At 41.6% G+C, this 14,167-nt stretch carries 12 protein-coding genes; 7 read left to right on the plus strand and 5 right to left on the minus strand.

All coding sequences use genetic code 11. The features are described 5' to 3' along the window. The first annotated feature begins 45 nt into the window (after window positions 1–45). Window positions 46–723: a dethiobiotin synthase gene (bioD, locus tag AACW45_RS26175; RefSeq protein WP_190544566.1), complete on the plus strand. Its 678-nt coding sequence runs from the start codon at window positions 46–48 to the stop codon at window positions 721–723. A gap of 186 nt (window positions 724–909) precedes the next feature. Continuing rightward, complete coding sequence (locus AACW45_RS26180) at window positions 910–2,127, plus strand: M20 family metallopeptidase (protein WP_190635793.1); 1,218 nt, start codon at window positions 910–912, stop codon at window positions 2,125–2,127. A 241-nt stretch (window positions 2,128–2,368) separates the two neighbouring features. Here the strand turns inward: AACW45_RS26180 and AACW45_RS26185 are convergent, their stop codons facing one another. Next, window positions 2,369–4,276 (minus strand): protein kinase domain-containing protein, encoded by a 1,908-nt coding sequence (locus AACW45_RS26185; protein ID WP_190635795.1) that lies wholly within the window; start codon window positions 4,274–4,276, stop codon window positions 2,369–2,371. A 163-nt stretch (window positions 4,277–4,439) separates the two neighbouring features. Between AACW45_RS26185 and AACW45_RS26190 the strand changes: the two genes are divergently transcribed. Beyond that, window positions 4,440–4,937 (plus strand): hypothetical protein, encoded by a 498-nt coding sequence (locus AACW45_RS26190; RefSeq protein ID WP_190635797.1) that lies wholly within the window; start codon window positions 4,440–4,442, stop codon window positions 4,935–4,937. Window positions 4,938–5,416: 479 nt separating this feature from the next. Here the strand turns inward: AACW45_RS26190 and AACW45_RS26195 are convergent, their stop codons facing one another. Beyond that, entirely contained in the window at window positions 5,417–6,691 is a 1,275-nt protein-coding gene (locus AACW45_RS26195; RefSeq protein WP_190635799.1) for a hypothetical protein, read from the minus strand. Between the two features lie 295 nt (window positions 6,692–6,986). On the opposite strand from AACW45_RS26195, the gene AACW45_RS26200 reads away from it, so the two are divergent. From AACW45_RS26200 to AACW45_RS26210, 3 genes are all read left to right on the plus strand, one after another. Continuing rightward, window positions 6,987–7,907, plus strand: a complete 921-nt coding sequence (locus AACW45_RS26200; RefSeq protein WP_190635801.1) for a histone deacetylase family protein — start codon at window positions 6,987–6,989, stop codon at window positions 7,905–7,907. A 605-nt stretch (window positions 7,908–8,512) separates the two neighbouring features. Beyond that, window positions 8,513–8,650 (plus strand): hypothetical protein, encoded by a 138-nt coding sequence (locus AACW45_RS26205; RefSeq protein WP_190544584.1) that lies wholly within the window; start codon window positions 8,513–8,515, stop codon window positions 8,648–8,650. A gap of 178 nt (window positions 8,651–8,828) precedes the next feature. Further along, complete coding sequence (locus AACW45_RS26210; RefSeq protein WP_190635803.1) at window positions 8,829–9,275, plus strand: tellurite resistance TerB family protein; 447 nt, start codon at window positions 8,829–8,831, stop codon at window positions 9,273–9,275. Between the two features lie 387 nt (window positions 9,276–9,662). Here AACW45_RS26210 and AACW45_RS26215 read toward each other — a convergent pair whose 3' ends face one another. The 3 genes from AACW45_RS26215 to AACW45_RS26225 form a co-directional block, all read right to left on the minus strand. Next, window positions 9,663–10,547, minus strand: a complete 885-nt coding sequence (locus tag AACW45_RS26215; protein ID WP_190635805.1) for a hypothetical protein — start codon at window positions 10,545–10,547, stop codon at window positions 9,663–9,665. Between the two features lie 69 nt (window positions 10,548–10,616). Further along, the gene (locus AACW45_RS26220) at window positions 10,617–11,210 is read right to left on the minus strand and encodes a DUF1517 domain-containing protein (RefSeq protein ID WP_190635806.1); all 594 of its coding nucleotides are present in this window, start codon (window positions 11,208–11,210) and stop codon (window positions 10,617–10,619) included. Between the two features lie 57 nt (window positions 11,211–11,267). After that, the gene (locus AACW45_RS26225) at window positions 11,268–12,833 is read right to left on the minus strand and encodes a pentapeptide repeat-containing protein (protein WP_190635808.1); all 1,566 of its coding nucleotides are present in this window, start codon (window positions 12,831–12,833) and stop codon (window positions 11,268–11,270) included. Between the two features lie 83 nt (window positions 12,834–12,916). Between AACW45_RS26225 and AACW45_RS26230 the strand changes: the two genes are divergently transcribed. Then, a complete protein-coding gene (locus tag AACW45_RS26230) occupies window positions 12,917–13,756 on the plus strand; it encodes a prephenate/arogenate dehydrogenase (protein ID WP_190635810.1) in 840 nt (279 codons plus the stop codon). The last annotated feature ends 411 nt before the right edge of the window (window positions 13,757–14,167 follow it).

Here is a 14,167-nt window from a genome sequence, read left to right on the forward strand (position 1 = left end):
GAAATAACTATAGAAGCTGTTAGTTAATTTTTCTAGAATCAATTGTTGAATACATTACTCATTACTGGCACTGATACTGAGGCGGGTAAGACTGTTTTAACAACAGCATTAGCAGCCTATTGGCAGAAATATTTTCCGCAGCGTAACTGGGGAATTATGAAACCAATTCAATCGGGAGAAGGCGATCGCGAGTGGTATCAAAAGCTGTTTTCCCTACAGCAAACGGCGGAAGAAATTACACCGTTGTATTTTCAAGCACCTCTCGCACCGCCAATCGCCGCCGCTAAGGAAAATCGCCAAGTTGATTTAGCTGTGGTTTGGCAAGCTTTTTCTAAATTGCGATCGCAACGAGAATTTGTGCTTGTAGAATCATTAGGGGGTTTAGGTTCGCCCATCACCGATGAATTGACGGTAGCAGACTTAGCCGGAGATTGGCATTTACCGACAATTTTAGTAGTACCAGTGAGATTAGGCGCGATCGCACAAGCTGTAGCTAACGTCGCCTTAGCTAGACAAGCGCGCATCGATTTAAAAGGGATTGTACTCAACTGCGTACAACCCCGTTCCGATGCAGAAATAGCCGACTTAACCCCACCAGAGTTAATTCAATCACTCACCCATATTCCAGTTTTAGGCTGTTTACCTCATCTCGATAACCTGACTGATTTAGATAAACTAGCCCAAGTAGCATCAAATTTAAATTTAGAAACACTAAATTTTTGATAACGATACACTGAGAACATAACTCATAAGCTATTCTGCTTTTAAGTTGCACAATTTATTGTGAAGGTTGTTGACGGTTGACGGTTGACTGTTGACTGTTGACAGCCCTAATTGGTAGTTTTGCAATTTAGACGCGCATTAGCTTAAGCGTTTCCACCAGTTGTCTTCTACTAGCGTGTCTTCACAATGGTTTCTACCTTCCCAAATCCCGGTACTGTTGACTTATCTCACGTTCGCCTGTCGATTCGTTCATTGCAAACGCAACTGGTAGAATGGAGGCGATCGCTACATCAAAAACCAGAGTTAGGTTTTCAAGAAAAACTCACAGCTGAGTTTATCGCCCAAAAGTTGCAAGCATGGGGAATTGAACATCAAACCGGTATAGCTAAAACTGGGATTGTGGCGATCGTTAAAGGTAACAAACCCGGTAACGATAAGGTATTGGCAATTCGTGCGGATATGGATGCTTTACCCATCCAGGAACTCAATCAAGTACCCTATTGTTCCCAGCATGATGGAGTAATGCACGCTTGTGGACATGATGGACATACTGCGATCGCACTAGGTACAGCTTACTATCTCCAGCAGCACCGCGATGATTTTGCTGGTACTGTAAAAATTATCTTCCAGCCAGCAGAAGAAGGGCCGGGAGGTGCAAAACCAATGATTGAAACCGGGGTACTCAAGAACCCAGATGTAGATGCAATTATTGGCTTACACCTGTGGAATAACTTACCCTTGGGAACCGTTGGCGTTCGCCCTGGGGCATTAATGGCAGCTGTAGAATTATTTGATTGTACAATTCGCGGTAAAGGTGGACATGGCGCAATACCCCATCAAACTGTAGATTCCATCGTTGTCGCCGCCCAAATTGTCAACGCCTTACAAACCATTGTGGCACGTAACGTTAATCCGATAGATTCCGCAGTCGTGACTGTAGGTGCGCTTCATGCTGGTACAGCACACAATGTCATTGCTGACACCGCGAATCTGAAAGGTACAGTCAGGTATTTTAACCCAGCCTTTCAAGGATATTTTCACCAGCGAATTGAGCAAATAATTGCGGGATTATGTCACAGTCATGGCGCAAGTTATGACTTTGAATATGTGTCACTTTATCCCCCAGTCATTAATGATCCTGGTATTGCTGAATTAGTGCGATCCATCGCCGCAGAAGTTGTTGAAACACCCATTGGAATTGTCCCAGAATGTCAAACAATGGGCGGTGAAGATATGTCCTTTTTCTTGCAAGAAGTTCCTGGTTGCTATTTCTTCCTTGGTTCTGCAAATCCTGAAAAAGACTTAGCTTATCCCCATCATCATCCCCGGTTTGATTTTGATGAAACCGCCTTACCAATGGGTGTGGAAATATTTATTAGATTTGTAGAGAAGTTTTTGAATTAGTCAATAGTCAATTGTCAATAGTCAATTGTCGTTTGTCATTAGTGATTAATAAACCTCCTGCAAAATTCCTTATCTTCGCATTCTTCTCTGCGTCTCTGCGTGAGATTTTCATACTCCTAATCAATAAAGCGATAATATTTATGTAATAATTCTAATTTCTAGGAATTTTGATGACTAAATTCCTGACTACAAACTTAAAATTATCACTATTGACTATTGACTATTGACTATTGACCATTGACTATTGACCCTTTGATTTCTCCTTAGTTTCTAAATTACTATTACCTTTTTGTTCAGTTTGAGGTTGTCCCTGTTTTTCTAGATTTTCCGCAGCTTTTTGAAATAAGGGAGACATTTTATCTTGCCAATATTTAATATTCGGCAGTTTTTCGGGATTTTTCTTATATTCTAAAACTTTATCCCATTGACCTTCTCCTAAAGCGGTGTTGATATCATTAAATAAAGCATCTGCTTTTGCCCAATCTTGTTGCCATTGTGCAATCATATCCGCAGTTTCTTGAAAATCAGAAGCGGCTGTTTTGGGTACAGATTTGAGTAGAGCGATCGCGCCAAATAAATCTCCTGAATTATACTTTTCCTTGGCTTGTTCCAAAACTTGCACGCTGTTCTCTGTAGACTGCGATCGCTCTGTTTTTTCTCCATTAGAAGTAAATGGATCGGAACGAAATGCATCTGATTGATTGGTTGATGAAGTTGCTACTTTAGGAGGTTGAGGGTTGGGCAAAGGGCGATCGGCAATTAAAGTATTATCATTTACTGTCTTAATTGCAATCCCTTTATCGCGCAAACAACCAATCCATTGATCATTATTGGCGATGACATCTGAATGTGCCCAAGCGGTTTTTCCGGAGTTAAGTTTTACTTGTATCCATCCCAATTTAGTGCGTTTACCAGTTACCTCAAACTTGCTATTATTGGTCACTGTTTGCACTACATTATCAGAATGAATCGCACTTGGTTCATAACGAATATTAGAATTACCCACCACAACAGCTAAACACTTGTTAGCTACAGCAGCATCATTATTACCTGTTAAATTCGCTGCAAAATTTTTGATACTAGGATAAACATTTGTGACGACAGCCGCAGCACCACCCGCCAACATCAGCCCGACTATAAAAGGTAATGGATCTGGTTTATTAGAATCGGGACGAATAGGAATAGGTTTAGCAGCTACTTTATTCGCTGGTGCAACTGCAACAGTTTTTTGTTGTAATGCTTGAGTAGAAGTAGGAGTCTTATTAATTTGAGCTTGATTGCTAGTATTTTGCTGTAATTCTGGGAATTTAGTACCAACCGCCATTGGAACCATAAACTGTTTGCAGGCTTGTAGCGCTTCTGTGGCGTTTTGGTAGCGGTCTTTAAAATGATAGCGCACCATTTTCGTTAACACAGCCGCTAACTCAGAATTCACATTTACTAAATGCTGCCATAAAAGTTCGCCTGTATTCGGGTCTTCTTGCAATGCGCCGGCAGGGACTCCAGTTAAAGCTTGGATAGCAATAATACCTAAAGAATAAAGATCGCTATTCGGACGGGGTTTACCTTGTCCCTGTTCTGTAGGCATATAACCAGGAGTACCAATGACAATTGTGGCACTTGGTTGCGCCCCAGCTGCAACTAATTGTGTGCGTAATTGTTTAACCGCGCCAAAGTCCACTAAAACTAATTTACTGTCAGAACTACGACGAATAATGTTATCTGGCTTAATATCGCGGTGAATTACACCTTGGCTGTGAACATATTCTAAAATGCTCAGAATTTCTACCAATAAATGAATTACCTGATTTTCACTCCAGCGCTGACCGGGTAACAGTTCTTCACTTAAAGTATTTCCGTCAATAAATTCTTGGACTAAATAAAATTCTTGCTTTTCGTCAAAATAAGCTAACAGTCTAGGTATTTGGTCATGTTGTCCCAACACTTCTAAAGTTTCGGCTTCGCTATTAAACAAGCGCTTGGCTGTGTCAAAAACTCTGGGATCAGAACTACTCGGCTTGAGATGCTTAACCACACAAATAGGATTACCCGGTCGTCTAGTATCTTGCGCAATGTAGGTTTGACCAAATCCTCCCGTAGCGAGGACTTTAATTACTTTGTAACGATGGTCTAGTAGCTTACCGATCATATTCCCTCCCCAGAGTTAACACCCAAATTTCCAGATGCTAATCAATATCTCCAAATTTTCCTCCATGAAATCCGCTATCTTGAGAAAAGATTTGGAATCAAAATGTAATTTTCTTAATAAACACACTTTGTTAATTTTTGTTTCACATCTTTTTTAATTAGCAATGCCACCGAAAATAAACGATTCTGTCACTTGGCAACAGGCTGAAATCCTGATGCAGCCTGCTTTCATCCGTGTAGTTGATAATATTCGCAAGCAACTAGATGTGTCTTCCTGGATTGGGACTTATCATGAAGTATTGATTTGGCCTGGGAATATCACCGATGAAACTAAAGCAATGGTGACTAATTTGTTGCAAGAAATGGAAACTGCGACACCAGAACAGGCAGATAAAATTAGAAAAACTCTTTCTCATCTACCCGTGCCCCATCCAGGATATCACCTACGTTTGCAGCGTCAAGAGCAGCAAATAACTATAGATTTATGGGATCTATGTTATCAGGTGTGTTTTATCAATTACAGCCCCGATGCAGTAAATGCCGAAGCAGTAGAAATTGACACTAGTTTAATAGATGAAATCGGAGAAGTCGATTGGCAACATTTGGAAGTCAAAACTAAAGAATTAGTAGAACAGGTATTTGCTAATTTACCGACCGATTGACACTCCCCTGTCTAAAGACGTTTGGGTTTTCAAAGGGTTTCCTGATAAACTCTTCCTGCTCTCTTCTTGGCGTTCTTGGCGTCTACCCTGCGGGAAGCCGCTACGCGTCTAATGCGGTTCGTAAAAAAAAGGACTTACGCAAAGACACAGAGAAAATAAACCACAGAGTACGCAGAGTACGCAGAGTTCACAGAGAGAAGTCTGAGCGTCGGCTTCCGGCGATGGCTTCTCCCAAGGGGAGACGCTGCGCGAACGCCAACGTCTTCGACGAACAGAACTTCGGTGGGAATAAGAGTTTGAGAGGTTTTGTGCGTAAGTCCTAGGGAACTCCAAAAAATAAATTATCCAACTTGTAGGGGCACGGCATATACAAACTTTCGGTATTATCGATATTTTATCGGTGCCGTGCCCCTACCCCCGTGGGTATTTTTTTAATTGGAAGTCCCCTAAAACAATAACGTGCTTCTTCAGTATGAAAATTACACTAATTCTTGTGTAACTACTCGGCGCAAAATCTCAGTAACTTCAGTTACCATTCTCGCATCTAGCTCAACTGCATCGCGATTTTTCGCCTGTTCAATCGCCGCCGGATTAGTTTCCTGGAAAGGTTTTGCTCCCCGCAAAGCTAAACCCAAAGTTATCAAATCGGCTGGTTTCTTTCCCGATTGTGGCAAATCCAAAATAAATTGCATGAATGCGAGATAAACTATTTCTGTACTTTTGCGCGAATCGCTGTAGCCATCGCCTAATTTCGAGATAATTACTGGAGAACTAACATAGTTTTTCAAGCCCAATGTGTCGATGGCTATATCAGTATAGCGACAAGCATCTTTACCCAAAGCTTTGACAATCAGACTTAAGCTGTGCCATTGCGCACCCGGTAACCTTGCTTCCACTGGTAGCTGATGGTGCCACCCTAACATTGTCAGCAACCGGAGTAAATCGTATGCAGTGACAAGATTATCGCCTCTAGTTGTCTCTGGTGCAGCACTGAGCAAAACTTTTTTTGTGTTTAAATCAAACAATTCAGGCTGGTTAATAAAAGGATCTTCACCATAACGTCCCCGGAAAACTAAATCTTGGTTTCCTGTAACTTTTTTGACCCAGGCTTCTAAACCTTCCCAAGTCTCGAAGCGTTTGCACATAGCAGCTAGTGAATTAGAACTGGCTACTTTCTCTTTATAACTAATGATGTCAGATGCAATATCTAAAAATGGAGTATCCTTCTGACGCTTGGCTGGATCTCTAATTACACAATTTTCTAAGCTGGATTGAAAAAATTTTGTATTCGCTTGAGATACAATATTCAGTAAAGGAATGATTTTTGTACCGCTCCAAAATTGATTTTTATTGAGGGCATTTCTCCCCAGCCAATGAGCTTTGATTTTCCCTTCATTGACGCGACCAATGCAGATACAAGCTTCTTTGATATCTGAATGGATAAACTCTAAACCTTGGCGGTCAATTTGCGGCATTTCCCCGACTTTAGGATAAGGTTTAAAGATTAAATCTTCAGGATTTGGTTGTTGTTTGAGCCGCTCTGGATAATTATTAATATCTTGTAGATAAGGCGAAGTTTCTACACCTCTGTATAATATTGCTAGTTTCTCCGCAGTGGAACCTGCATTAATTCCTTCTTTGAGAAATTTGTCAAAAATCTTGTCTTTATTCTTAGCTTGTTCTAGTGCGTTTTGCAGATTGGTGATTGTGCTATTTGCTGGTGTTTGATTAGTTGTATTAGAAGAATTAGACATAATAAGCTCCAATTGCCTAAATATTTGGTTATTAGCTGAATTTCTGCTGGCATTGTATCTTATTTATCGAAAGCGGCGGGAAACTCCATTCCCTTGTGGGTGGAGAGGGACAGTCGCCCCGCCGCTTGGGGCATTGGGCATTGGGCATGGGGCATTGGGCATTGGGCATGATGAAACTGTGGCTAGCCAAAAAATGTATCTGCGATTTGACAAGACTTTGATGTAGCGATCGCTCTAGATAATCTGGGGAAGATACAATATCATTTAGTCTTTTGCTGCTAACTCTTATCGCCCCATGCTACCAGTCATCTATTCTGATGAGTTTCTAGATCACAAGACTGGAAATTACCACCCAGAAACACCAGAACGTTTAACCGCGATCGCCAATGCTATCAAAGCAGCTAATTTTGCCGAGCAAATTTCCTGGCGATCGCCGACACCAGTTTTAGAAAATTCATCGCTGATGTCTGTACTGTTACAAGCGCACACCGCAGATTACATCCACAAAATCCAGGCGATCGCGATCGCCGGCGGCGGTTACTTAGATGGAGATACGCCAGTATCGCCTCGCAGTTATGATGTGGCATTGTTAGCAGTCAGTGCTTGGTTAGATGGCGTTAACACTGTATTAACTAGCGAAAATCCCGCCTTTGTCCTCGCTCGTCCTCCCGGACATCATGCGGAAAGTGATGCAGGTATGGGCTTTTGTTTATTTTCTAATGCGGCGATCGCTGCTTTTTACGCCCTACAACAACCAGGTGTGAATCGCGTTGCTATCCTCGATTGGGATGTACATCACGGTAATGGTACTCAGGCGATCGTTGAAAATCACCCGCAAATCGCTTACTGTTCTCTCCATCAATACCCCTGCTACCCCGGTACAGGTAGAGCCTCTGAACGCGGCTTGCATAATAATGTTTTAAATGTACCCATCCCTCCAGGTAGCAATATAGCTGTATATCAACCCATATTTGAAAAGTCAGTAATTCCCTTTTTAACTCAATTTCAACCAGATTTACTGATTATTAGCGCTGGTTACGATGCTAACGCTGACGATCCCTTAGCCAGTATCAATTTGCAACCAGCAGATTATGGTTTATTCGTGGATTATTGTTTAGGGCTAACTCGTAAAATTCTTTTTGGCTTAGAAGGTGGCTATGATTTAGACTCACTTTCCGAATCAGTTATCAGCACCATCGAACGCTGCTTAGTTTAGGCTTGGATGAGAGACTTCTAATTCTAGTACACAAGTCTTAACATTTATTCATGAAGTTTTGTTACGCCGAGTGATCGGGCTGTGACATCAACAGACCAAATCAGGGGAGACTACCAGCAAATAGCTGTGCTTGGTTGGGTAATTTTGTAGTTTTAGCAAACTATTTATAAAAATTTTTTTGCCATCAATTAGGCTGAGTCTAATATCACATTAAATATTAGTATTTTTATCGGTAAAAGTTTTGCTATAGTTGCTTTTGTTTCGGCTTTTTAGCTTCAATAAAAAGCTTTAAAGCAAAAGTAGTTTCATAGTGATGAAAAACAGAATTTATATTAAAGCGTGTTAAAAATAACTTAAGCGTTAAGTATTTATATTTATAGATAAATTGATTTATTTTTAACATAAATCGATTTTCAGTATTGGATTGTACCAATAATCGGTCAAGTTCATGGAATCTTCAAAAAGAAAAAATTCGAGATATGTTTTTAAACAGCTAAAGTTTTGTTAAGATGCAATTGCTAGGAAGTTCTCAACGAAATACACCAATCAGGGTGTGAAGAGATTAAACAGCACTAGCAACACAGAGTTATAAAAGGTGAAGTGTAATGACCACCTACATTTTCTTCAACGATGCCCTGCAAATGCTTGTCAATGCCTTTTTAATATCAGCAATAGTGCTTATAGCAGCTTCTGGTATAGGTTTGGCAGTGATCGAAACAATTGAAAAGACTGGAGAACGCTAAATTCGTACCTGGCTGTCTGCTGTTTGCCAAAAACCTATTTAGTGCAAGTGTTCGCTGTTAAGAAATCTTGGGAACACTAAACTTATGAAAGTCTTACAGCGTTACAGGCTAACCTAAAAGTTGTGAAACTTGTAGGAAACTGTACTGCTATTGAGACCTCAATCAAGGAGCAACTACAATGGGTTTATTGGATACCGTATTAGATACAGAAAGCCAGGTTCAAGTGACACTTAGTCCAGCAGAAGCCTTTGCTGCTATTACCTTGGCTGCAACCGCTATAGACGGTTATTTGTCAGAGAATGACGCGCGTTGTCTATCCTCAGTTTTATCACGGTCAAAGCTTTTTAGAAATTATACCAACGAGTTGATGGGCAGGTTATTTGAGAAAATCCTGAGCATCCTCCGGCGTGATGGGATGAATGTTTTATTTGATGCGGCGAAAGCATCCCTAAGTCCAGAATTGCGAGAAGCAGCTTTTGCTGTAGCAGCAGATTTACTACTTTCTGAGAGTATAGTTACAGAAGAAGAAAAATATTTTTTAACCGATTTGTATCATGCTTTGGGGATATCCAGAGAAGTAGCCATACAAATCGTCCAGGTGATCTCGATCAAAAACCGGGGATAGGATAACTGAATTACACTCTAATAGCGATCGCTATTATGTAGACGATCTCACAAAAAAATAATATTAAACTCCATTAAAAGTTGTGTAGGGGCAGGTAAAGATCGTAATCGCTAAACCTGCCCCTAATTTTTTACCTAATCCATATCCCGAATTCAATGCGGAATGTTGATAAGCTAATTCGCTAATAAATTGCATAACTACTAATCAGGGCTGTCAACTGTCAACTGTCAACTGTCAACTGTCAACTGTCAACTGTCAACTGTCAACTGTCAACTGTCAACTGTCAACTGTCAACTGTCAACTGTCAACTGTCAACTGTCAACTGTCAACTGTCAACTGTCAACAGCCCTCAAGATGGATTGTGCAACTTAAAAGCAGAATAGCTGATTAACGGCGTCTACCACCAAAAGAAGGCGCGCGCCGACCGCTACTACGTCCACCGCTACCAAAGCTACTACCGCTAGGAGTGCGTTTGGAAGATCCAGAATTAGAAGGTCTAAGTTCGCTACCACCAAAACCAGAACCGCTAGGACGGCTATTAGTATTGCGATTTGGGGTATTGCGTACCGATGAACCGCTAGGATATGTTCTTCTAATTGTCCCTGTGGTGCGGAACGCCGTCCGATTTCTCACGGCTGCTGGTGGCTCGTTATAACGGGTGCGGTAGCTAGAAACTGCTTGATCGTAGCTGCTACCATATCCACCATAACCAACCAAAACTCCTCCGGGTTGGTAGACAGGAGGTACATAATATTGGGGTCTAAACAACAGACTACCAATCGCCTGACCTGCTATATTACCAGCCACAGCCGCCGCAAAGGGTGTCCAGAAACTATTCTCTTGACGGACTACAACTGTTTCTTGTTGTCCTGTTTGGGGATTAGTTTTGTTCTCTACGACATTATGGACGTACTCAATTTTAAAGTCTTCTGTTAAATATAAGACGGGCTGTCCATTTTCTACTTTTAAATAGCTTTTCTTACCTTCTTTGATTTCTTCATCTGTCAACCGAGCCATTTGTAAGTTCTCGGTGACAAAAGTTGGGGGTTTGCTGTTAATCAAAAATAGCGTGTACTCGCCAGTACCATCATCGTAAGTGGCTTGTTGTAATTGATACTGTCCATCACTCAGCTTGGTATTGACAGCAGTTTGGCTCACATTTTTGGCTGGAGAGTTGGCTTGGTCGGAACCACCTCCACAGGCTACTGTTGTTAAGCACAAACTCATGGCTAAACACACTGCTGTAAATTTACGCAATATGGTCATAATCATTGCAGTACTATCCTTATATGAGCTTAACAATTTCTCTTGACATCTTGTAAGTACGGACTACCCCACCAATTACAAGGGAATTAATTCTGGATAAAATTGCAACAGCTGATCTTTAGTCAGTTCATCACCTAATTGTGCTGGTGAAAAATGCACTTGTACAGCCCGTAATTTATGATTGTAGTGTAGATTAATCAGGGCTTTTAAACCTTGCTTCAGGGCTTGAACGTTAGATAAATCAGTTTCTAAATCTGGTACTTCTCCTTCAACAGCCACCGTAATCATCACAATAATATTGCGGGTGGCAGGTAGAGATAAAGGATCGTTAAATCCAGAATCATCATTTAAATCTAGTTCTGCACCATATCTTGCAGCCGAGTCGCTAAACAGTTCGTTGACGTAATCTCCGGCTTCGCCTTCATTCCAAAATACGTCACCTTCATTAGCAGCAGAAAGCCAGTAATCATCATACCGCGTGAGGGTTTCACAGATTTCTACTAAGCCTTCGCCTAACACTTCCATGTCGCCTTCGGCATCAATGGCATCTCTAGCGACACTATTAAATATACCTAAAATTGGCGCTACTTCTGAGCCGCCTAAATGTAGAAATAAGCGGCAGACTACATAGCGAGTCCGCCCGATCATTTTATTAAAAGTATCGCGCATCTGTATCCTCCATCGAGTTATCAGTTATTCAAGAACGATTATTTCACTGATAATTGTTCATTCTTCAATATAATGAAAACTTTTAACAAAATCCTTAATCATTTTGATTGTAGGCATTAGATATTGGCTAGATTCACTGGATATAGTATCAAAAAATGAAGCATTGTTATCAGATTGACTAATAAATCGTTTGCCGAAATAGGGATTGTCATAAATAATTAAAGTCTGGGCACTAGAATTGGTTAAAATTGTTTGGGTAGGAGTTTTAAAGAATTTTAATTTAGCTGCTAACGCCAGAGTTTTTTGTACTTCCTTAAGGGACTGAGCCTTATTTCTAGCTTCGTCGATCGCTGCCCTTAATTGCCTCACCCGATGGGGTATTTTTACACCCATGTAAGAAATATCTTCACCTTTAATTATGTCTATCACATCTTCGATACTTTGTTGCGTGTTGGCAGCATCCATAAATGGCAAAATAGCTATATAAGCTAGGGGAAATAAATCTTCGTCGCGCTCCACCCGGAAAGTAAAAACTGTCCGCCGACGGCCAATTTCCATAGTTGGTGGTTGTTTAAGTCGGCGATATTGGCGGGAAATCTGGTAATAAGCCCCAGCTAGGGTAAAGTTGGCTTCATGTTCCAAGGGGGCGTCAACAATAATTCTGATGATGGGGGAGGTTTCATTAAAAAAGTCTCGCGCATCTTCGGCGTTAAACTTTTGGATGATGGAGCGATCGCCTGTAGGGGAAAGGTCAATCCACTCACAAATTATACCTTCCGTTTTTAAGCCATAGCGAGAAGTGGCGTAAAGTTTCGCTCCAGTGAGTATGGCGGATGTTAAGTCAGCGCCGTTCCATTCTGCTTTAATTAATTTTGCTTGGGTTAAATCGGCATGTACTAAACTGGCATTGGTTAAATTAGCATTGCTTAAATCTGTACTGATTAACTTCGCCCCGCTTAATTTAGCACCGCTTAAATCAGCCCAGCGCAGGTTAGCACCACTTAAATCAGCCCAGCGTAGGTTAGCACCGCTTAAATCGGCTCCACTGAGATTAGCGCGGCTGAGGTTGGCTTTTCTGAGTTCCGCATCGCGCAAATTAGCACCACTCAAATCTGTATGTACCAAATCAGCAGAGTGGAGATTCGCCATTTCTAGGTTTGCAGCTATTAAGGAAGAACCCCGCAAAATTGCACCGCTTAAATTAGCTTTGCGAAAATTGGCTTGTCGGAGTGTGGCTTCTCGCAAATCGGCGCTGGTGAGGTTAGCTGCGGACAGATCTGCACCACTGAGATTGGCTCTAATTAACTCAGCTCGAATTAATGAGGCTTCCCGCAATTGAGCTTGATTTAAGTCAGCACGGATTAAATTGGCAACATTGAGACTAGCTTGATTGAGAATCGCCTGAGCCAGATTGGCACCGCTAAGTCTAGCAACATTGAGTATGGCGTTAGTTAAGTTAGCTTTACTGAGATTAGCACCGCTTAAATTAATCACACTCATGTTAGCTTGAGTGAGATTGACGCCTACTAGCTTGACCCTACTTAAATTGGCTTCCGAGAGGTCAATACCGCTAAAGTCATAAACTCCGGCTGTGTATTTTCTCAACAAGTCTTCTACTGTCATAAATACTACCCCTCAGATGCCAACTTTAAATTGGTGGTCAAGTACACAGAAAATACTTAAAGGATTAACTATCAAAATCACAAATGAAAATTGGAATTGTCGGACTGGGACTGATCGGTGGCTCCTTGGGTTTCGATTTGCGATCGCAAGGACATGAAGTTTTCGGAGTGAGTCGTCGTCAATCAACCTGCCAAAAGGCGGTATCTCTGGGGAGCGTTGATGAGGCTACAGTGGATCTGAGTCTCTTAGCTACCACAGAAGTGGTATTTATTTGTACACCGATAGCTCTTATTGTTCCCCAAGTTCAACAATTAATTGCGCACTTACCTGCTACCACAGTTATTACTGATGTGGGATCGGTAAAAGCACCGATAGTTAAAGCTATATCGCCTTTATGGCAGAATTTCGTGGGCGGTCATCCCATGGCGGGAACTGCGGATAGTGGTATCGAAGCCGCACAACGGCATTTATTTGTCGATCGCCCTTATGTACTGACACCAACTGAGACAACACCCACCGCCGCAGTTTTAGTATTAGAAGAAATAGTGCGATCGCTTGGTGCAAAAATTTACCATTGTCAGCCAGAACAACACGACCGCGCTGTCAGTTGGATTTCCCATTTACCAGTCATGGTCAGCGCATCCTTAATAGCCGCTTGCATGGGTGAAACTGACCCCACAGTGTTAAAACTAGCGAAAAACTTAGCTAGTTCCGGTTTTCGTGATACCAGCCGCGTTGGTGGCGGTAATCCAGAGTTAGGAGTAATGATGGCGCAATTTAATCAGCAAGCGTTGCTGGGGTCATTACACCAATATCGCCAGCAGCTTGGTGAAGTAATTAAGTTAATAGAACAGGAAGATTGGACAGCTTTAGAGGCAAAATTGCAATCTACGCAAAAAGTGCGCCCCGATTTTGTTGATTAATAGTCTGTTTTGGGCATTGGGCAAGTGGTGAGCAGAGGGGGAAGAGATGCAGAGGAGCAGAGCGAGAGTATTTCTATAATTTTCCTCCTCTGCACCCTTGCTTCCTCTGCTTCCTCTGCTTTTTGTCCCCCTTGTCCTCCTTACCTTCCCTCATCCCCTCACTGAGCTAAGTTGAGGCACTGCTCCATAACCTATAGATATTAATAAGCAAAACTTATCAAAGTATTAAGTAAATTTTTTGAGAAACTTCTTTACAATCTGTAACAAAGTCTCTAAGATAAAAGCATCATAAGTAATTATTCCTGCGTACAAAAACGCAAGTAGCAATCATAAAATCATGACAGCAACTCTACAACAGCGCTCAAGCGCCAACGTATGGGATCGCTTCTGCGAATGGATTACCAGCACCAA

It is taken from the genome of Calothrix sp. FACHB-168 (assembly GCF_963889195.1).
GTDB classification, from domain to species: Bacteria; Cyanobacteriota; Cyanobacteriia; order Cyanobacteriales; family Nostocaceae; genus Aulosira; species Aulosira anomala_A.

Bases quoted from the DNA above. Each gene is read 5' to 3' on its own strand.
- AACW45_RS26180 (WP_190635793.1), top strand. From the start codon at position 910: ATGGTTTCTACCTTCCCAAATCCCGGTACTGTTGACTTATCTCACGTT.
- AACW45_RS26185 (WP_190635795.1), bottom strand. From the start codon at position 4,276: ATGATCGGTAAGCTACTAGACCATCGTTACAAAGTAATTAAAGTCCTC.
- AACW45_RS26190 (WP_190635797.1), top strand. From the start codon at position 4,440: ATGCCACCGAAAATAAACGATTCTGTCACTTGGCAACAGGCTGAAATC.
- AACW45_RS26195 (WP_190635799.1), bottom strand. From the start codon at position 6,691: ATGTCTAATTCTTCTAATACAACTAATCAAACACCAGCAAATAGCACA.
- AACW45_RS26200 (WP_190635801.1), top strand. From the start codon at position 6,987: ATGCTACCAGTCATCTATTCTGATGAGTTTCTAGATCACAAGACTGGA.
- AACW45_RS26205 (WP_190544584.1), top strand. From the start codon at position 8,513: ATGACCACCTACATTTTCTTCAACGATGCCCTGCAAATGCTTGTCAAT.
- AACW45_RS26210 (WP_190635803.1), top strand. From the start codon at position 8,829: ATGGGTTTATTGGATACCGTATTAGATACAGAAAGCCAGGTTCAAGTG.
- AACW45_RS26215 (WP_190635805.1), bottom strand. From the start codon at position 10,547: ATGATTATGACCATATTGCGTAAATTTACAGCAGTGTGTTTAGCCATG.
- AACW45_RS26220 (WP_190635806.1), bottom strand. From the start codon at position 11,210: ATGCGCGATACTTTTAATAAAATGATCGGGCGGACTCGCTATGTAGTC.
- AACW45_RS26225 (WP_190635808.1), bottom strand. From the start codon at position 12,833: ATGACAGTAGAAGACTTGTTGAGAAAATACACAGCCGGAGTTTATGAC.
- AACW45_RS26230 (WP_190635810.1), top strand. From the start codon at position 12,917: ATGAAAATTGGAATTGTCGGACTGGGACTGATCGGTGGCTCCTTGGGT.